This window comes from Sporosarcina sp. ANT_H38 (assembly GCF_008369195.1).
Classification (GTDB): domain Bacteria; phylum Bacillota; class Bacilli; order Bacillales_A; family Planococcaceae; genus Sporosarcina.
Window position 1 is genome coordinate 181,682 of sequence record NZ_VOBC01000004.1, and the last position, 20,233, is coordinate 201,914.

At 37.5% G+C, this 20,233-nt stretch carries 17 protein-coding genes; 2 read left to right on the plus strand and 15 right to left on the minus strand.

The features are described 5' to 3' along the window. Positions 1–746: 746 nt before the first annotated feature. Positions 747–890, minus strand: coding sequence for a hypothetical protein (locus tag FQ087_RS22605; RefSeq protein WP_188006823.1), 144 nt, complete (start codon positions 888–890; stop codon positions 747–749). Positions 891–1,206: 316 nt separating this feature from the next. On the opposite strand from FQ087_RS22605, the gene FQ087_RS23385 reads away from it, so the two are divergent. Both FQ087_RS23385 and FQ087_RS18995 read left to right on the plus strand, forming a co-directional pair. Further along, positions 1,207–2,268 carry a hypothetical protein gene (locus FQ087_RS23385; protein WP_370456091.1) on the plus strand — a complete coding sequence of 354 codons (1,062 nt, stop codon included), beginning with the start codon at positions 1,207–1,209 and terminating at the stop codon, positions 2,266–2,268. Between the two features lie 201 nt (positions 2,269–2,469). Further along, positions 2,470–3,987, plus strand: a complete 1,518-nt coding sequence (locus FQ087_RS18995; protein ID WP_149582185.1) for a glycine betaine uptake BCCT transporter — start codon at positions 2,470–2,472, stop codon at positions 3,985–3,987. Between the two features lie 898 nt (positions 3,988–4,885). On the opposite strand, the gene FQ087_RS19000 is transcribed toward FQ087_RS18995, so the two are convergent. The 14 genes from FQ087_RS19000 to FQ087_RS19065 all read right to left on the minus strand — a co-directional run bounded on the left by FQ087_RS19000 (position 4,886) and on the right by FQ087_RS19065 (position 20,210). Next, positions 4,886–5,698: a polysaccharide deacetylase family protein gene (locus FQ087_RS19000; RefSeq protein WP_370456092.1), complete on the minus strand. Its 813-nt coding sequence runs from the start codon at positions 5,696–5,698 to the stop codon at positions 4,886–4,888. Between the two features lie 224 nt (positions 5,699–5,922). Then, the gene (locus tag FQ087_RS19005) at positions 5,923–7,146 is read right to left on the minus strand and encodes a hypothetical protein (RefSeq protein ID WP_149582186.1); all 1,224 of its coding nucleotides are present in this window, start codon (positions 7,144–7,146) and stop codon (positions 5,923–5,925) included. A 135-nt stretch (positions 7,147–7,281) separates the two neighbouring features. Continuing rightward, positions 7,282–7,464, minus strand: a complete 183-nt coding sequence (locus tag FQ087_RS19010; protein WP_370456093.1) for a hypothetical protein — start codon at positions 7,462–7,464, stop codon at positions 7,282–7,284. A 371-nt stretch (positions 7,465–7,835) separates the two neighbouring features. Beyond that, positions 7,836–8,840 (minus strand): dTDP-glucose 4,6-dehydratase, encoded by a 1,005-nt coding sequence (gene rfbB, locus FQ087_RS19015; protein ID WP_149582188.1) that lies wholly within the window; start codon positions 8,838–8,840, stop codon positions 7,836–7,838. A gap of 46 nt (positions 8,841–8,886) precedes the next feature. After that, on the minus strand, positions 8,887–9,777 hold the full coding sequence (gene rfbA / locus FQ087_RS19020; RefSeq protein WP_149582189.1) for a glucose-1-phosphate thymidylyltransferase RfbA: 891 nt from the start codon (positions 9,775–9,777) through the stop codon (positions 8,887–8,889). Then, positions 9,774–10,928 carry a DegT/DnrJ/EryC1/StrS family aminotransferase gene (locus FQ087_RS19025; RefSeq protein WP_149582190.1) on the minus strand — a complete coding sequence of 385 codons (1,155 nt, stop codon included), beginning with the start codon at positions 10,926–10,928 and terminating at the stop codon, positions 9,774–9,776. Before FQ087_RS19025 ends, rfbA begins: the two co-directional genes overlap by 4 nt. A gap of 37 nt (positions 10,929–10,965) precedes the next feature. Next, a complete protein-coding gene (locus tag FQ087_RS19030; protein ID WP_149582191.1) occupies positions 10,966–11,997 on the minus strand; it encodes an ATP-grasp domain-containing protein in 1,032 nt (343 codons plus the stop codon). Between the two features lie 16 nt (positions 11,998–12,013). Further along, positions 12,014–13,498 carry a lipopolysaccharide biosynthesis protein gene (locus tag FQ087_RS19035; protein ID WP_149582192.1) on the minus strand — a complete coding sequence of 495 codons (1,485 nt, stop codon included), beginning with the start codon at positions 13,496–13,498 and terminating at the stop codon, positions 12,014–12,016. After that, positions 13,495–14,469, minus strand: coding sequence for a glycosyltransferase (locus FQ087_RS19040; RefSeq protein WP_149582193.1), 975 nt, complete (start codon positions 14,467–14,469; stop codon positions 13,495–13,497). Before FQ087_RS19040 ends, FQ087_RS19035 begins: the two co-directional genes overlap by 4 nt. A 197-nt stretch (positions 14,470–14,666) precedes the next feature. Then, the gene (locus FQ087_RS19045) at positions 14,667–15,593 is read right to left on the minus strand and encodes an NAD-dependent epimerase/dehydratase family protein (RefSeq protein ID WP_188006825.1); all 927 of its coding nucleotides are present in this window, start codon (positions 15,591–15,593) and stop codon (positions 14,667–14,669) included. A 14-nt stretch (positions 15,594–15,607) separates the two neighbouring features. Next, on the minus strand, positions 15,608–16,726 hold the full coding sequence (locus tag FQ087_RS19050) for a glycosyltransferase family 4 protein (protein WP_149582195.1): 1,119 nt from the start codon (positions 16,724–16,726) through the stop codon (positions 15,608–15,610). Positions 16,727–16,774: 48 nt separating this feature from the next. Beyond that, positions 16,775–17,923 carry an O-antigen ligase family protein gene (locus tag FQ087_RS19055; RefSeq protein WP_149582196.1) on the minus strand — a complete coding sequence of 383 codons (1,149 nt, stop codon included), beginning with the start codon at positions 17,921–17,923 and terminating at the stop codon, positions 16,775–16,777. A 153-nt stretch (positions 17,924–18,076) separates the two neighbouring features. Further along, complete coding sequence (locus FQ087_RS19060) at positions 18,077–18,832, minus strand: tyrosine-protein phosphatase (protein ID WP_149582197.1); 756 nt, start codon at positions 18,830–18,832, stop codon at positions 18,077–18,079. A gap of 25 nt (positions 18,833–18,857) precedes the next feature. Further along, complete coding sequence (locus FQ087_RS19065; protein ID WP_149582198.1) at positions 18,858–20,210, minus strand: tyrosine-protein kinase domain-containing protein; 1,353 nt, start codon at positions 20,208–20,210, stop codon at positions 18,858–18,860. Between the last annotated feature and the right edge of the window lie 23 nt (positions 20,211–20,233).

Consider the following 20,233-nt stretch of genomic DNA (forward strand, 5'->3'; position numbering starts at 1 on the left):
TAATAGGGTGCTATTGTAGTGGGATAAAGTGCTGAAGTTACTAGGGGGATCATTCCGAACCTGAAGTAATTTTTTGGAAACCGGGTTACCTTGAGGAAACAGTAACTAACTTGATCATCCCCTTGGCCGCTACTTGTAAAGTTGCGCTTTTGTATCACTTTGGATTGAATGACTTCTAGTACGATTACCGAGATGGCTGGATGTGTAGGGATGCGACTTTGTCGCATCCCTACACACTTTTTTCGGTAATCGTATGGTTGTCCTTCATCCGTCGAGCTCCAAATGCATTAGTACACATAGTGCTGAAGCCTTTTGGGACGAAAGAAAAGTTAGCTTCATACCTGGAGAAAAGCCGCCAAAGATGAAATTTTGGCGGCTGATGCTTTCTCTATGGTTTTTTCTTATTTATTTTAAAGAAGTGTCACTTTCAATAAGGCATCACATGATTAGAAACATACTCTTTGCTAAAAGTAAGCAAGGAACACATTGTACAAAGTTCTAGTGTGCCCGAAATTGTATCTTCGGGCACTTACAATTTCTATAGAATGTCATCTATTCTTTTCTTTCAAAGGAACCACATTTTTCACTTGAACATTGGAGGAATGCGACAGGCAACTATTCGCAACAGTATTACTGAAAAGAGTATGGTTAGAGCGAGCCGGAAATGGTCCAGTGAAAATGGAGGATATCAAAATCCTTCTCACCAGAATCCCATGCAAATAGATGGTTAATCAGCAGGCGTGATATTATTTAATTTTAATTTGCACTTCACCTTCGATCCATTGCGGATAACCGACTAAAGGCAGTTTAATTGGATTTTCAAAAGTTTCATTCGGGAGCTCCTCGCTTAACTCGATAAGTTCGTCCGAAATAGCTCTAAGTGTTCCCACATTCGTATAGAACTCTTTCCTTCAGCATCAATAAAGCTAGTGAATAGTGAAGAATGGTAACCTTTTTCACTCTTTAACGAAATCCCAATATAATTATTATTGATTTGCAATACTGAACTTCTTTGATCTGCTGGTTGCTCTAGAATGACACCCTTTTTCGTATCAATTAATACATACGCCTCCTCTTTAGCAACCTAGAGTCTAGACACTGTTCCATGTTGAAAATACTTAAACTTTCTTATCTTCGAAATAAAGTACATTCCATTTCACCCATTGTCGCATAGGATAAAGGGAATCGCTTGGAAGGAGTGAACGAATGGTTAACATGCAACCAGGTGGTCAAGGGGAGCAGCAATGGTACCCGAAATTACCTGAAGGATACGAAGGTAACCCGACGCAAGATATGTCTGGGTATGCGAATGATAATTGGTCACCAGGTATGGGGATGTCCGGTCCAGGAATGCAAGGTTACGACACGCAAGCTTTTTCTCCAGGGCAAGAGATGCAAGGTTACGACACGCAAGCTTTTTCTCCAGGGCAAGAGATGCAAGGTTACGACACGCAAGCTTTTTCTCCAGGGCAAGAGATGCAAGGTTACGACATGCAAGCTTTTTCTCCAGGGCAAGAGATGCAAGGTTACGACATGCAAGCTTTTTCTCCTGAGCAAGAGATGCAAGGCTTCGACATGCAAGCTTTTTCTCCAGGGCAAGAGATGGAAGGCTTTGACATGCAAGCTTTTTCTCCTGAGCAAGAGATGCAAGGCTTCGACATGCAAGCTTTTTCTCCAGGTCAAGAGATGCAAGGCTTCGACATGCAAGCTTTTTCTCCGCCTAATCAAGGGATGCCAGGATTTGGTCCTCCAGGGCGACCGCCAGGCCAAGGTCAGCCAGGATTTGGCCCTCCAGGACGACCGCCTGGGCCAGGAATGCCAGGATTTGGCCCTCCAGGACGACCGCCAGGCCAAGGTCAACCGGGATTTGGTCCTCCAGGTTTTGGTCCTCCAGGACGACCGCCAGGCCAAGGTCAGCCAGGATTTGGTCCTCCAGGTTTTGGTCCTCCAGGGCGACCGCCAGGCCAAGGTCAACCGGGATTTGGTCCTCCAGGACGACCAGGTGGCCAACAAGGCCCTTCATCTCCGCCACCAAATACCGTACCCGCATATCCAAGTAATCAATTGTTCGCAGTAGATCCAGGCGCAATCCGTGGTTGTCTCTACCGCTACACGTATGTCTGGTTGTCCAGAAGACAAGGTTTTTGGTTTTTCCCAGTCTTTGTCGGACGGACTTCGGTTGCAGGCTACAGATGGCGCAATAGACAAAGAAGATGGGAGTATATGGGTATCGACCTTAACCGAATCGATAGGTTCTCCTGTTTTTAATTAGTTACGTTCTATTACTTATTGAAAAAAAAAGCGATTCCGAATGGAATCGCTTTTTTTTATTGAGCATATCTGTTTAACTATAGTAGATGAAGGGAAAGTAAGATGAGGTACATGCATGGTAATGATGTTTAATGGACAAGATTAGTCTATATGATATGTACCATTATCTTAAAAGAAAAAAGAAAAATAGGTGATTAAATGAAACAAGTATCAAACGTTTTTTGGATTACACTTGGCCTTGTAGTATTGGCGGTTTCTTTCGGGACCTTTGCACCAGAAAGCTTCGAAAGCGCAACAGATAATATGAAGAACTTCATCACTTCATCATTTGGATGGTATTATTTACTCGTTGTCACTGGAATAGTCCTGTTCTGCCTGTTCTTTATCGTCAGTCCGATGGGGCAGATCACACTCGGTAAACCTGATGAAAAACCTGAATATTCCCGTATGAGCTGGTTCGCAATGCTGTTTTCAGCAGGCATGGGAATTGGGCTCGTCTTCTGGGGAGCCGCCGAACCTTTATCGCATTTCGCGATAGACCCCGCAACTGAGAAGCCAGGAACCGATGCAGCTTTTCGCGAATCGATGCGCTTCACATTTTTCCATTGGGGTATTCATGCGTGGGCTATTTACGCTGTCGTTGCCATGTCACTCGCTTATTTCCAATTCCGCAAAGGGGAACCTGGATTGATCTCCTCAACATTGAAGCCACTTTTTGGAGATCGGATGAACGGTCCTTTAGGCACATTGGTCAATGTTCTTGCTGTCTTCGCGACAGTAGTAGGAGTAGCAACGACTTTAGGATTTGGTGCTATTCAAATCAACGGCGGATTATCTTATGTATTCGATATCCCCATCAGTTTTTCCGTTCAAATTATCATTATCATTATCGTTACGATTTTATTTCTCATTTCTGCTTGGTCAGGCATAGGTAAAGGTATTAAATATTTATCTAATATTAATATGCTACTTGCCGTTATCTTACTAACGCTTGTTATCCTACTTGGCCCCACTTTGTTAATCTTCGATACATTTACAGATACAATCGGTCTTTACTTACAAAATTTGCCTCGAATGAGTTTCCGAGCAGCACCGCTTGATGATGCCAATCGTACATGGATTAATAGTTGGACCATTTTTTATTGGGCATGGTGGATTTCATGGTCCCCATTTGTCGGTATCTTCATCGCCCGCGTATCACGTGGACGAACCATCCGAGAATTCTTGGTGGGTGTCTTGATGTTGCCTACATTGCTAAGCTTTTTCTGGTTTTCCGTTTTCGGTGCTACAGCAATGGATGTGCAAATGAAAGGAACTGATCTATCTGGACTAAAAACGGAAGAGACGCTTTTCGCCGTTTTCCAAGGGATGCCAATGTCAATGTTGCTATCGATTGTAGCAATTATCCTTATTTCAATCTTTTTCATCACATCCGCGGATTCTGCCACCTTCGTGCTCGGGATGCAGTCGACTTACGGATCTCTTAATCCGCCAAACATTGTAAAACTGACATGGGGTATCGCACAAGCAGCAGTTGCTATCATTCTGCTCTCAGCCAATGGACTAACCGCATTGCAAAATGCATTGGTAATTGCGGCACTACCCTTCTCCTTCGTCATCATTTTCATGATGATTTCGTTTTACAAGGCTCTTGACGAAGAACGGAAGGTGTTGGGGCTGATGGTAAGGCCTTATAATAAGACAAAGAGGAAATAACTAGAAAAGACTCTAATGTCGCATCTAATGCTTTAACGGGATGCGACATCGAGTCTTTTTTATAATGTAACGAAGCAACTTGTGAGGTTAATAAAAGGTATTTAACGGTCAAAACTACGATTGCAAAGTAAACCCGAACTTCTCGTCTGTTGATTAACCGAAAGTAACTAGTAAAAAACTTAGTCACCCCTTCTCCGCTACTTGTATAGTTGCGCTTTTGGATCGCTTTCTTACGTCAAGTCAAGTGGTGATGTCTAGATGTGTAGGGATGCGACTTTGTCGCATCCCTACACATCTTTTTCGGTAATCGTATCGTTGTCCTTCATCCGCCTCTCTCCAAATGCATAAGCACACAGAGTGCTGAGGAATTTTGGGACGAAAGAATAGTTGGCTTCTTACCTGGAGTAAAGCCGCCAAAGATGCAATTTTGGCAGCTGATGCTTTTTCTATGGTTTTTTCTTATTTATTTTAAAGATGTGTCACTTTCTAATAGGCGACACAAGATTAGATGCTTACTCTTTGTTAAAAGTAAGCGAGGAACAAATCGTACAAAGTACTAGAGTGCCCGAAATTGTATCTTCGGGCACTTATAATTTCTATAGAAAGTCATCTATTCTTTTCTTTCCAAGCAACTGCATTTTTCACTTGAATATTGTAGGATCGCGACAGGTAACTAGTCGCAACAGTATTACTTCTAATCACACTTGCCCCTCGAGGGAGGAATTACAATTCCTACTTAAAGTTGTCATGAATAGTTCGCCGAGAGTGAGCCGAAAATGGTTCAGTGAAAATGGAGGTTATCAAGCCCAACTCGCCAGTATTTATGCAAATAAATGGTTAATCAACAGACGTGCCAGAACTTTATAGTAGGCGTGAAATAGAAGTTTTAATACACGCATTATCTATCCGTTTCTTGTAATACCAATGCGGACGTTTCTGCCATGGTACGACTTTCAAATCCATAATCATTTCTCAATTTATCCACTAAATGAAGAATCTCCGTCAAAAACTGAAGATTTTCTTCGATATTCTTCCCGAAGTTATGAGGATGCCACCAAAGATGAAATACCTCCCCATTTTTTGCCGCATTGATTATACTATTTTTGATTCTTCTCAAACGTAATGATTCAAGCGCTATCAGTTTCTTACTGTATGGTCGCAAAAATCGGCTTGAGGGTAAATTTACAATAGGTTCAGTCTCTACCCCATTAACCGGATACGTATTATAACCGGAAATATTCAAATAACAATCTACCAACCTGATTAGTCTTTTCAAAGGCCCCTCACTGTTAAATCTGCTAGCCTTATAAATCCAACTGGACTCATTTCCCCTGTAGCTCTGAATCCCGTTCTCTTTACAAACTTGTAAATACTCCCGATTCGTTTGATTTCTAGGAAATATAAGTGACTGAATCGGCGGCCCATTTGTAATTCTATTATTTAATGACGCTTTCAAATCTGCTTTAAATTCTTCGATTGTTTGTCCCTCTTCTAAACAATAATAATGAGAGAAAGTATGGCTTGCCAATTCTTGATTTGGACACTCTGCTATTTTCTGTATTAAAGACAATCCAAAGTGCAAGGGATCCTGCTCTTCATTTTCACCAATGGAATCCAGTTTTTCATATGGTGAAAAATTTGAATTAGTGTAGCTTGGATGGAGTAAGGGGAGATTTCCCAACAGGTCTTTCTTATTTTTAAAACCTAACATGCCGACCGTCGCCCACGTAGCATGAATATTGAACTGATTAAATAAATCAAGAATTTTAGGAATGGCAATTCGGGCACCAAGCAAATTTTCTTCATATTGTTCAAGCGTAAAAACGTCATGTACTCCCCAGTTCAGTTCGAAATCGAGTGAGATGATGAAGGTTCCTCTACAATTCTTTATACGGCTGGGTCCCTTCAAGCGCTTATTTCTTGGACGGTGTTCTGTTATAATACTTTTCCTCCTCTACTTTTCATTTTTGAATAAAGATTTTTATCATGGCGTTTTCTATATAATTTATCTGCAATATATTTCAAAAAATAAATCGCCGGTAATGGATCTGAAATGGACCAAATTGCACCTTGGACCCTAGATGAAAGACACTTTTTCAAATTAATTTTAAGTTTAGATTTTTTAAACTCTGCCTTAATTGCTCTTATGTCATTTAATGAAAATATCCAAATGACATTTGAAGCACTCTTAATTGAAACTACATCTTTAGAAGGGCTTTTCATTAAATCGTGGAAAACAGTATCAATAAAATGTGGGTTGCTTTTCTTAAGCAAACTAGTTTGCAGTGGAAATCGCCCGTTTACTTCAATCAAAAAATAAATATTGTTTTTTTCACAAAGTTTATATTCAAACTCAGCAATTCCTTGATAATCTGTGTATTCCATTATGGCAATGCTTTGATTAATAATCTCATTATTTCCCTCTAAAACAACTGCTGAAGCTACACCAAATTCTAATGGATAGACTCTCAATTTCTTCATCGTATATCCGACTATAATTTCCCCTGTTGCATTTCGGTAAAGTAATACAGTAAAAATTGTATTCGCTTCGCCAACTATCATTTGCTGTGCGACATAAGATATATTTAATTCTCCGAGATACTTATCCGCAGCTTCTACCTGTAAATAATCATCACAAATGTAAGCCTTTTCTGGTCTGATTTTAAAACCCGAAAAACTACTACCATATGCTAAAGGCTTAATAATAACCGGATAATGTTTTTTTTCTATATCACTTATTCTTTGAAAGGTAATTGGTAATGATGATATTTTATTAATATCTTTTATTTTTTCTATATACTCTTTATTTATTAAATTAAAATTGTTTTTGGATACTGGAATAAAATAACTCGTTTCCAATTGACTCAAATTCGAATAAATGATTTCTAAATAGTCATCTCCATCTGTAAATAAGACGGGCTTCAAGTTAAGCAGCCGCGGTATAAGAAATAATAAATTTTCTACATCTTTTTTTGTTTCCGCCTCTAACGCAACTGTTGTATAGATTGATTTGTGATGATAGTTTTGTCCAATGACGATGACAGGGACTTTTTCTTTTCCCAACGCCCTAATTAATTCAATAGCACCAATACTTGAGGCTAGAATCACAGCTACATGCCCGATTTCTTTTATTTCCGTAATTTTTCTTGGTGCAATCATGCTATTCCCCCTAATTGTCCGGAATAACTAACCTAAAACAAATAAACCTGATCATTTATAAAGTCGTTTATCTTCTCCTTCTTTCTAACTAACTTAAATTCGCTTCCGTCTTTTTCTACAATGGGGGCCTTTCTTTTATAAAAGGTGGGTCAAAACAATTGTATAGGCACCTACATTACTGAATACTAAAGAGTCTCCTGGTTTAGGGACTTCACCATCGTGATCAACTGCTAAATAATCTTTTTCCGTGCATGTATAGCCCACTACGTTAAATTTACCTTGCTGATAAACGCCTTCATTTCTTTTAACTTGATTCATCGGCATGTTCTTCGCATGCATAGTGGGTTTAATATAATGAAGGAACGTAATTCGTTTTATAAGAATATCCAATTATGAAATTAGGGTATCTACTATTAAAAGCAGTAAATATTTTCAAGTAGTTTTCCCTCAACTGTTCTTTATCAAACACATAAAAAGAATCTCTAAACTCACCATTTAGTGAGCGTACTATCCCCAAATCAGTCATTTGTCCTCCTATATTAAATTCATTTCTTACTAGCATTCTATTTGAGTCCAACATGTAATTGAACACTAAAATTCCATATGTGTAATGCAGAATAGTATCAGTAGCGCTATTTTATTATGTGAGGTATTTCCGCTCATATGATATCTCTATACCATTTATCACACTAAATGATTTCTCCCCGACACTTCACTTGCTTTGTCCAATCCGTATTAGACAAATACCACTCAACTGTTTTATCAAGACCCAATTCGAAGGTATATAAGGGTGCCCAACCAAGCTCTGTTCTAATTTTCGTATTGTCGATTGCGTACCTTCTGTCATGCCCTAAGCGGTCCTCCACGAATTCAATCAGGTTCTCACTCGTTCTTAACGCGCTGAGTATTAATTTCACAATCTCAAGGTTTTCTTTCTCGTTGTTTCCCCCGATATTGTACACTTCACCGATTTTTCCTTTGTGAAGAACAGTATCAATTGCCAAGCAATGATCTTTTACATGAAGCCAATCTCTCACTTGTTTGCCATCACCGTAAAGAGGTAATGGCTTCGCTTGCAAAGTTCGGTCAATCATCAGTGGGATTAATTTCTCAGGGAATTGGTAAGGTCCATAGTTGTTTGAACACCTTGTAATCATGACGGGTAGCCCATAGGTTTCGTAATAAGCTCTAGCAATTAGGTCTCCCGATGCTTTAGAAGCTGAATAGGGGCTATTGGGAGATAGGTTTGTTTGTTCTGTAAAATAACCTGATTTCCCAAGCGTTCCATATACCTCATCCGTCGAAATTTGAATAAATTTCCTGCATTGTTCATCAGTAGGGTTGCCCTGCCAATGTTTTTTTGCTTCCTCTAGGAGTGTTTGGGTGCCTAGCACATTGGTTTTCAGGAAAAGTGCAGGATCCGCTATGCTTCGATCGACGTGAGATTCTGCTGCGAAGTTAATGACGGCCTGAAAGGAAAATTGCTCAAAAAGTGCTTCCACTAACTGAGCATCACAAATGTCTCCTTTGACGAAGCGATAGTTTGGACACTGTTCAATATCTTCTAAATTGGATAGATTTCCAGCATAGGTTAGTAAATCTAGATTAATAATTGTATAATTATATGTTGATAGCATATGTCTAACAAAATTCGAACCAATGAATCCAGCTCCGCCAGTTACTAGTATGTTCATGGAAAACCCCTTCACTTACTACTAATTTTTACACTACGAGGAAAATTTACATAATTGAGCCAATTAGCTCTTTGGATTTTGCAACTTCAACTAAGTATTGACCGTAGTCCGTTTTCAACAAAGGCTGGGCTAATTCCACTAACTGCTCTCTTGAAATATAATTTCTTCTGTACGCAATTTCTTCAATACAGGAGACATATAAGCCTTGACGTTTTTGAATCGCTTCAACAAAATTAGATGCCTTTAATAATGACTCATGCGTTCCCGTATCCAACCATGCCAACCCTCTCCCCATGAGCTCGACTTTTAGTTCTCCCTTTTGAAGATATTCATCAATAATTGAGGTGATTTCCACCTCACCACGGGCAGAAGGCATTACATTTTTTGCAATCTCCACAACTTTTTGATCAAAAAAGTAGATACCCGGAACAGCATAGGAGGATTTAGGATTTTCTGGTTTCTCCTCAATAGATAAGGCGTTTCTTTGCTCATCTACTTCAACAACACCATACGCTCTAGGATCATGTACAGTACAGCCAAAAATAATGCTCCCAGATACTAATGTAGCCGCCCGCTTTACTTTATTTCCAAAATCGGAGCCGTAAAAAATATTGTCGCCAAGTACAAGTGCAACAGTCGATTGACCAATAAATCTTTCTCCGATTACAAAAGCCTCTGCAATGCCGTTTGGATTTTCCTGAACCGCGTAGTGTAACTCCATCCCAAGTTTGCTGCCATTCCCTAAAAGTTCCATAAACCCTTCTATATCTCGCGGAGTTGAAATTATTAAGACTTCCTTTATACCCGCAAGCATTAAGACCGATAATGGATAATAAATCATCGGCTTGTCGTAAACGGGTAACATTTGCTTTGATATTGCTTTTGTCAGAGGATAGAGACGGGTACCTGAACCACCTGCTAATAGGATCCCTTTCATATAACATTACTCAATCGATTGTGATTTACATGCAGTTCTTCAATAATTCCGCAAATCTTCATAACGGACTCTACACCAAGTTCACCGTAAAAAGGCATAGCTAGTACTTGCCCTACAGATTTCTGTGCTTGTGGAAGCTTTTCTCCTTGCGCAGATTCAAGATGTTTATACCATTCGAAATCACTGCACAGTGGGTAAAAATACTTTCTTGTGAAGACGTTATACTTTTTCAATTCATCATGTAACCAATCCCTTGACTTACCGTACATCTTTTCATCAATTTCAATAACAAAGTATTGATAACTACTGCTGTCATTTACTAAAGTTGTTAACACTCGAATTCCCGGTAGATGAGCCAGATGCCGTTCATATGTCTTTTTGAGGTTATGTCTCTTCCCTCTTTCTTCATCCACTAACTTCAAGACTTCCAAACCCATCGCGGCTTGTACTTCATTCATTTTTGCATTTATGCCTGATAATACGACTTCCTCTGGGTTAGCAAGGCCAAAGTTTTTAAGCAGGTCTAACTTTCGAGCGATTGCTTCATCTTTAAACGCTAAAGCTCCTCCTTCAATCGTATTAAAAAGCTTGGTAGCGTGAAAACTAAACATCGTCATATCACCGTAATTACTGATTGGTTGACCATTGAGCTTTGCTCCAAATACATGCGCACCGTCATAAATAACTTTCAACTGATGTCGGTCTGCAATAGCCTGTATCTCCTCAACATCACATGGATTTCCAAAGACATGTACGGCCAGAATCGCACTCGTATTTTCTGTAATTAAGGCTTCAATTTTAGTTGCATCAATTGTTAGTGTTTGGGGATTAATATCACAAAATACTGGGGTAAGTCCATTCCAATCTAGGGCCTGAACAGTTGCGGGAAAGGTAAAAGGAGTTGTAATAACTTCTCCCGTTAAATTGAATGCTTTCAATCCAAGAAGTAGTGCAAGTGTACCGTTTGAAAAAAGAGATAACTGGTCAACGTTTAGATAATCCTTTAATTGTTTCTCCAATTCTTGATGTTGTGTACCATTATTAGTTAACCATTTACTATCCCATACCTCACTTATTTTCCTAGCCATATTTTGCTTAGTTGGAAATAGCGGTCTAGTGATTAAAATGGGTTCATCAAAGTAATTGTCCATCGCTCTAATCCCCTTTTCCACAAATTTATTTCTAGTTTTAAATGGAAGGAGCTACACGTTTACGGTTTCCAATAACTGATAAATCTTTATAACCAACGACACCTATTTCCGCTTCAAATAATGATTTCCCCACTACTTCTCCCTTTAACCATCTAACAATCGCTTTTGGTAGATCAACTCCGGCAATGTGGCTGAATGGATATCCACCGCCAAAGCGTGCATTCATCTCTAACACATACGGCACACCTTGCATGACAAAGATATCTACATCGAGGTTGGAAATATGCCCCATCACCCCACTTAATTTCTCTCCAACTTTTTCTAATCCGCTATTGGATACCGTTTCTGAACAATCCGTTTCCCCTGATCTCATAGCATATTTCTTTTTTATAATTGTCGTTTGATAATTACCCTTGAGATCATTGATAATATCTAAACCATATTCTTGACCGACTATTTTCTCCTGAATGATTATACAATTTTCTATATCCTGCTGTGATTCAAATGCTAGATAAGTGGTTTGAATACTATGTCCAACTTTCTTATAAAAGACCGCTAACTCTTCTATATTATCCGCTTCAAAAATAGAAATTGAACCCATTCCCCATCTCGGCTTAACAATAAGCGGAAAACTAATCTGGTTTTTTTGCACAGCGTTGACGGCATCCAAGGATGATAAGAACGTAAGTGGTGTATTAAATCCGTTCCTTTTCAAATAGTTATAAGTCATCCATTTGTCGTTGCATATCCTAATAACTTCATTGTTCGATACAATTATTTGGGTACCGATTTCTTCAAATTCCTTCTTGTTTTTCGAGAGTATATGCAGATCAATATCAAATAAGGGGATTATTGCATCGATATTATGCTCTTCACAGTACTTTTTTAAAAATGGAATATAAGCATCATCGGAGATTAGAGGTGTAACGATAGAGTGATCGCCATGTATCATGGCTGTTGAATGTTCTGTACTATTCGCAACATGAATTTCTCCTTGTTTTTTTAATGCTTCTTTAAAGTAGTTAACCAAATAACCTCTCCTGCCCGCAGAAGTCAAAAGTATGTTCATCAGTTCCCTCCTTGTATTATCTATTTGACAAAAAAGTCATTTTCATCTTTTCGAACAATTGGAGAACTAGGTAAAATAACTCGTTCAATTCTTGTATTTTCGCAAATTTAGTAACAGTAATATAAATAAAGAATCCTAATATGATTTGAATAATTATCTTCACGACATCATTAGTAAGTAGAACGTTACCAGTTGAATAGACGATTGCCCCCATGACAACTGATATAAAAAATATCGGTAATAAATCCTTCATTTGATCTTTCATTGAATAATTTATTTCCCTCGCAGAATAATGAGTGTTTATTAACAATGCTACAAAAGAATTTACAACTGCTGCTACAATCAATCCGATGATTCCTAACCCGAAGAGTAAAGACAGTACAATGAATAACGTCAATACTGCTTTCTTGATAATTTCCAACTTTAAAAACAAATCAGATCTTCCCTTTACTTGCAGTATATTTAAATTGACTGCATGAATTGGATACAGCATCCCTGCAAGACATAGCAACTGAAAGTAGATGACAGATGGTTTCCACTGTTCTCCAAACAGTATATTAAATAGAGGAAACGCTATAGCCGCTAAACCAATCATAAGTGGGAAATTAATAAATGCAGTTGTTTTGATAATTTTTCTAAATCCATCCTTCAGCCGTTTTTCATCCTCTTGCATGCTGCTTAGGACGGGGTAAGATACTCGTTGAACGGAAGCAGATATTGACTGGGATGCCATATCTCTAAATCTCACTGCAGTTGTATAAAACCCCAGTTGTGATGTGGAATAAACTCTTCCAATAATGACCAGAAAAATATTGTTATATATAGTATCCAAGAGACCAGAAAGTAGTAGTTTATAGCCGAATTTGTAATACTTCTTAAAAGACTCTATGTTAAACTTCCAAGATGGTATCCATTTATTGAAAATCCACAAAAAGGTTGTTTGTATAATTTGCATAGAAATTATATTGACTACAAGACTCCATACACCATAGCCCCTCACTGCAAAGACTATAGTTATACTTCCGGATACAATCACTGCAATTACATTTACTTTAGTGATTGTTTTAAAATCGACTTTCTTTATAAGTAATACTCTTTGAATAATCCCTAAGGAATTTATTATCAAAACTAATGAAAGGATCCTAAGCATTGGAACGAGTTCGGATTCTCCAAAAAAGACACTAATTGGTGGGGAAGAAATATATAATAACCCATACATTACACTGGCCATAAATACATTGAAGTAGAAAACAGTAGAGTAATCCACTTGGGTCGTCTGTTGATCGCGAATTAATGCTTGTGTAAAACCACTATCAACTACAGAGTTTGAAATCGCTATGAAAACCAAAATCATACCGATTAGACCAAATTGTTCAGGCAACAGCAATCTTGCCAGTATAATTTGAATGATAAATTGTAGGCCATGATTCGCAGCCATATCTGCAAAACTCCATAATACCCCTATCAATGTTTTTCTTTTTAATGCAGTGTGTTCATTCACACCATTAGCATCTTAATTATTTTTGTATCCTTAAAACCTACTATTTTCTTGTAATGATTCGGAAAGTGGCATTTAATTAATATTTTCGTCCTAATTTTCATCTTAAATGACCAATCAAGTTCACCTGCCAACGTCTTTTCATATGACTTCCTTCCTTTTAGTACATGTAATTCAAACACTAATTTCCGTTTAATCTTTTCTATCTCATTGTTGTATTCCTCATTTGTATATTTGTTGAATTCATCTAATAGATGTAAGATACCTTCATTAACTTTTATACTATTTTCTTTTATAGTTGCGACTTCATTCATACGACTACTCCAAGACCCTTCAACATCTCTCCTGTACGCCGACATACATTCATCTATATAGTAGGCATACCCCTGACTAGCAAGAAACATTTGCATCGGATAATCTCCCACAGGCGCATTGAGGTAAAAGTCAGGTGGATTTTCCATTAGAATTTTTGGATAAAGTAACGTCGCCGTATCGCAAAATCCACCCCCGCCTACTATAATGTCTTCAGTTGGACTGACTTTACTCATATTGTAAGGTTTCACGAATCTTCCAGTCCTCTTGTTAGGGGCTTGTATTATTTCAGAAGCGTGAAAACATAAGGTACATTCCGGATTCGCCTCCATATAATCAACTTGTTTTTGGAGTTTGTATGGGTCAATCCAATAGTCGTCACCTTCACATAGAGCTATATATTTCCCTTTGGACTCTCTTTGTAATCTAATTGAATTTTGCCTTCCCCCTACATTCGTTTCTGAAGTGATTAATCTGATTTTCTTCGGAAACTTAATTACATATTTTTCGACTATTTCCTTTGTACTATCAGTACTACAATCTTCACCAATAAGAATTTCATATATAAAATTTGTTTTTTGCATTAGAAAACTTTCAATGGCATCAACAATATAATGTTCCTGATTGAATGTAATACAATTTATGCTCACCAAGATACTCATGTAAACACACTTCTTTCTTTAAATTACGTAAATCATATCTACTCCATTTCAGTTTCCGTTTGAATTAATAAAAAAATATTCCACTTGTATTCTTCTACAACTGGTTAATTGAAGGGATCTACGCCCAGTAAATATAGGCTAGTAACCATGCTAACTGAACAAAGCGGACTAGATAACCAAATGCAATAGCACTGCTTTCAGGTATTTGAATGAATACATTCCGAATAATACTTTACTGTCTCTTGCAAGCCCTCCGACAGTACACTCCTTACATTCCATTCAAACTCATTAAGTGCCTTTTGATTACATAAAATACTTTTTTGAATTTCGCCCATTCTTCTTGGCTCATACACCGGCGCCTTATTTCCCTCCGTAATGCTGGCAAGAAGGTAAAACAGATCATCAATTACTGTTTCTGTGTTAGAACTAATATTGAATATACCGGTTTGCTCTTCCTCCACAGCACAGCGACAAGCTGTTGCCACATCTTTCACGTATATTAAGTCACGAGATTGGCCGCCGTCGTAAATATTAACTTTTTCATTGAGCAATAAACGATTTATAAAAATCGATACCACCCCCGCTTCACCATTCCCATTTTGTCTAGGTCCATAGACATTTGAAAACCGAAAAATGCAATAATCCAAGCCAATGGATGCACCGTAAAATTCAATATATTTTTCCGCCACCGATTTTGATAGCGCATAAAAAGACTTTGGATTAATTGAATGTTGTTCATCTATTGGAAGATATGTCGGTTCTCCATATACCGCTGCAGAAGATGCAAATATTATTTTTCGCACATTATATTTTCCACATAAGAGAAGAACTTTAACTGTACCTGCTATATTGGTATCGAAATCTAAATAAGGATCATTCATCGACACTGTAACTGAGGCCTGAGCAGCTAAATGTATTACAAAGTCAGGCCTTTCATGATTAAAAATATAATCTAGAATTGGATCGTTCAGATCCACCACATATATTTTCGTTTCTTTTGGTAAATTCTCTATGAAACCAGTCACTAGATTATCGACTACAACAACTTCATATTTGTAATTCAACAATTCCTCAACTACATGAGAGCCAATAAATCCCGCGCCGCCGGTAATCAGAACTTTCAAATAGACGTCTCCCTTTATAGGTATTTATTCTTTTTCGTTTGAATCACTTTTTCATAATAATCTAGTGTCTCTTCTTGCATTTTGTCGTAAGTGAAATTATTCTCATATGACAACCTGCTTTTGTTCCCCATTTCTAATCGTAGTTCAGGGCTGGTCAACAAAATTGTTAGCTTATCAATTAAATCACTTGAATCATTCCTAGGGATAACATAGCCGTTAATCGATTGCAAAACTGCCTCTTTCACACCCCCAACATCAGAAGCTATTATTGGTAAACTAGACCTCATCGCTTCCAGAATACTTAAGGGAAGTCCCTCCCATTCAGACAGAAGAACGAATATATGAGATTTATTTAAAAGATCATTTATATCTTCTCGGTTGCCCAAAAAATGCACTCTATTCATTAAATCTGCATGCTCCACAAAGTTCTTCGCTTCTTCCAGTTGTACTCCTTCGCCGGCGAAATACATCTCCCAAGGGATATTCCGGATTCGGTTTAACGCATCCAATAATTGTAATTGCTTTTTTGGTGGTGCAAATCGTGCAACCATAATAATCTTAGGCACCCTATCCACATATTCAACTTTTTTATTTACCTGAATATCATGAACTCCATTGTGAATCGTAATTATTTTCCTCTTGGGCAAAACCTTGTATCTTAATGCTAGTTGTTCATCGTATTTAGAGACAGTAATAACACCATCTGAAATAAGGCCGATTGCTTTTTCAATAAGAATGTAAAACCACTTTTTCTTGTTTTGAACCCCTTCAGTAAATGACCATCCATGTGCAGTGAAAATAGTAGGTATATTAAGTGTCCAACCTGCGATACGTCCGATTACTCCAGCTTTTGAAGAATGGGTAGCAATTAGATCCGGACCAATTTCCTTTATAATTTTTCTTATCTCAAATACAGCTTTTAAGTCCCAAATTAGATGTAGACTGCGGATTAAATAATTACTGTAAATAAGATTGCTTTTATCTTTTCCAAAAATGTCATGATTGCTTTCATTGCCCCCTGCTACTAAATAAATTGTATGACCTATTTTTTCCTGGCCATGCGCAATATCTCTTACATGGACTTGCGCACCTCCCACCGTATCCATTTGGGTTATCAATTGGACGATTTTCAAAATGAAATCCCCATTATATTTCTCCTTTTGACTATCTTAATTTAAAGCTTAATCTGAACTTGGAACCCACGCTAAGGCCAGTATTAACCATAAGTGCCTCCAATGCAGTGTATCAACAAAAAAACTATTAAAAACTAAACCGATTAGAGATGTTAAAACCACCAAATGAAAAATCCCACTAGTATTCATTGCTGTCTTATAATTTTGATAGGACTTATAAATACTTACTATCAGAAAAGTTACGATTGAAATCAATCCGGCTATGCCGTTCTCTGCAAATATCCTTGCGTAAAGACTATGCGGTGCAATCTGGAAAGCATTTTCTGACTGTCCTGCTCCAATACCAAATGGATTATGAAGGCCACTTAATAATGCTTCTTGTTGCGTATCAAAACGTTCAATATCGTATTTTTGTAAACTAAATCTAGAAAGTAATATATCTTCTACCATTGGTGATTGAATGAAATATGCGATGATTGGAATACCGACCATCGCCAATACTACAATCGTTTTTATCCTTCTTCTAAATAGCTCTTTCTTTACTATTAGTAAATAAAGCCCAAATGAAATACCAAAGCTCCCCCAAGCGGCACGTGAAAAACTAACAATCACGCCCAATACGAGAATTAAAAAAAGAAGATAGTAAACCATCTTTCGCCAAACTATCATTTCCTTCATTTCCGTCATACTAATTGCTAATAAAGCTGGCATTATTAAATAAGGTCCAAAAACATTTGGATCTTTAAAAAAGGCTGTCGCTCTTCCATAAGTCAGATAAGTATCACTTGAAGGCAGCAATTGAAAATATGCTAAGATGCCTATACTAGCCGCCAAAAATGCAGAAAACAAATAGCCTTTCATCATTAACTCCAGATGAGCCCCATTTAAATAAAACCCCATTCCCACTAAACCAATCCAAGTCAAAATGAGATACATCGTAATACCTGTAAAAAATATCGAAATTTTAAATTCATTCAAAAAAAATAATGACAATAAGTTACTCAATAAAAAAACTATAACAATCAATAATGGAAATACGGTCTCCTTAGTAAATGCAATAAAGGAAAATAGAAAACCTACAGCCACAATTGAAATGAATAGAAGATCATAAAGTGCTGGCTCAAAACTTACGAAAGAACTTACTCCCAGCGTAAGACACAGATAATAAGTCAACCATTTTCTTGCATTCGCAGTCATCTCTTTACACCCCGTTAAGATGCCATTCTGTCATGTGTATGTGATTTGTATTTGAAAACATAAGTACATATATTGAACAAATAAATTCCTATATAAACTGTGCGAAGGGGTCGAAGCAGATTCAGTGGGGTCCTTTATTTCAACATATATAGATTACTTTTCTATATATCCCTTTGGTATTCGAGTATGGAAGTCAGCCCCATTGATGATGCTTTCTGCATTTTTCTTCAAACTTTCCATTGTACTTGTCGATACTTTTTTCCCTAAATAACTGTAGGCTTTCTTTATATGTGAGGATTTGCTATCCTTTTCATGCGCTGATGAAGATATAAAATGAACAAGTCCTGTCTTACAAATTTTCAGAGCTGCTTTACGTATTTCTCTTCCGTTGAATCCTAGAATGCTCCCAGCCCCTACATGGACGAGGGCACCTTTATCCACAAATTCATTTAACTTTGATGGGTTCAACCTAATTTCAAGATTTCTTTCAGCATTAGCAATTATCGGTATATATCCTCTAAGTTGCATCTCAAGAAAAACAGTTTGAGCAAATGAAGGTATTTGACGATCCTGGAAACTAACAAGTACATATTTATTGCTATTAGCGAGTGGTATAGCATGTACTTTTATATCCTGCGCCAACTTCTCATATAAAGTGATCTCCATTCCAGGTAAAACAGTTATCGGTATTTGAAGTTTCAATACTTTGTCATTCAATTTTGCTACAAGATGTTTTATAACTGGACCATTCGTCGAGTATTGCTCATGACGATAAAGAGGTGTAGCGATGATATGGGTAACGCCATCTTCAGCAGCAGCTTTCAAGATTCGCAGTGTTTCTTCCTCATTAGCATATCGATTTCCCGGTACTTGCAATAAGTTATTGTGCATATCTACAAGCATAGTCATTTTTTATTCCTTTCCGCACTGTGCTTTAAGAGTGGCGATTCAATCCTTTCTTATTACCATTTAACACCGACCCTAATACCGTGGCATTCACATTTTTTAGATATTCCAAATATTTCAAAGCATTATCTTCCGTTGTTTTTTTCACATGTGTGACATATATACAACCATCCACCGCTTGAATAAGGCTGATTCCATCCGCAACAGTCAAAGGTGGTGAATCAATAATCACTACATCGAAAAGTATCTTTATATCATCTAACAATTTATCCATACCATCTGCTAGGATGAATTTAACTGGATTTAAAGGCAGTGGTCCTGTACCAATAAACGACAGATTTTCTATCCCCGTTTCTTGAATAATAGTGTCCAATTCATAAAACCCTGAAATAACAGATGTAAGTCCCTTCCTCTCTGGAAGATTAAATAGTAACCGACCATCTGACTTTCTAAAATCTGCATCAATGAATAGTGTTTTCTGCCCATCCATTGCTAACTTCACAGCAAGATTACTACCAATGAACGTTTTCCCTTCGCCCGCCCCAGAGCTTGTCATCATAATCGTCTTCACTTTTTTTTGTTTTATAAAATAATGAATAGTAGCAGCGAGTTTATTAAAATCTTCTTTTTCCGCTTTTGGAAATTGAACTCTTGGGGTAACTGATTCAAAATCACTATTATAATTGCGGGATTTCCCTTTCTTTTCTTTCTTCATTAAAATTGAACCCAAAAATGGTATTCCTAAGGACCTTTCTACTTTTCGTTCAGTATTTAGACGTGTAAAATATACCTCTCCTATAAGAACGACAGCAATGCTGATTAAAAATCCAATGCCTAGTGAAACAATAAGATAATAGAATGTGAATGGCTTTATCATTTTTGTATCTGTACCAACAATTACTTCTTTTAAAATTGTAATGTTGTCAAGATTCATTAACGTTCGTATTTCTTCTTGAAATGTTAATGCGTATGTGTTTGCCAAATTGGCTGCTTTTTCTGGTGTGCTGTCACGTGCAGTAATCGTAATGATTTGTGAACCATTTCCTGTTTCAAGCTTCACTTTTTTAGCAACTTCAGGTTTCGCATATGAATCTCCAAGAACTATCTTTACTTCACTTACAAGCCGATTACTAGTAAATATATCTGTATATGTTTCTATCAGACGTAAATTTGTTTCTATTTCCCCCATTGTTGGTGCGCTATTTCCTTCTACTTTCCCCATTGAGTTAACCAGCAAGTCTGTCTTTGCTTCATACGTCCGCGGAATTGTGTATCCAATCCCTCCACCGATTAGCGTAGCTATCAAGATAATGCCAAAGAAAATCATCCACCGTCTTCTAACCGCCTGCATTAAATCTGTCATATCAATTGTTCTTTTCATATACCAATCACGTGGATAGCTAG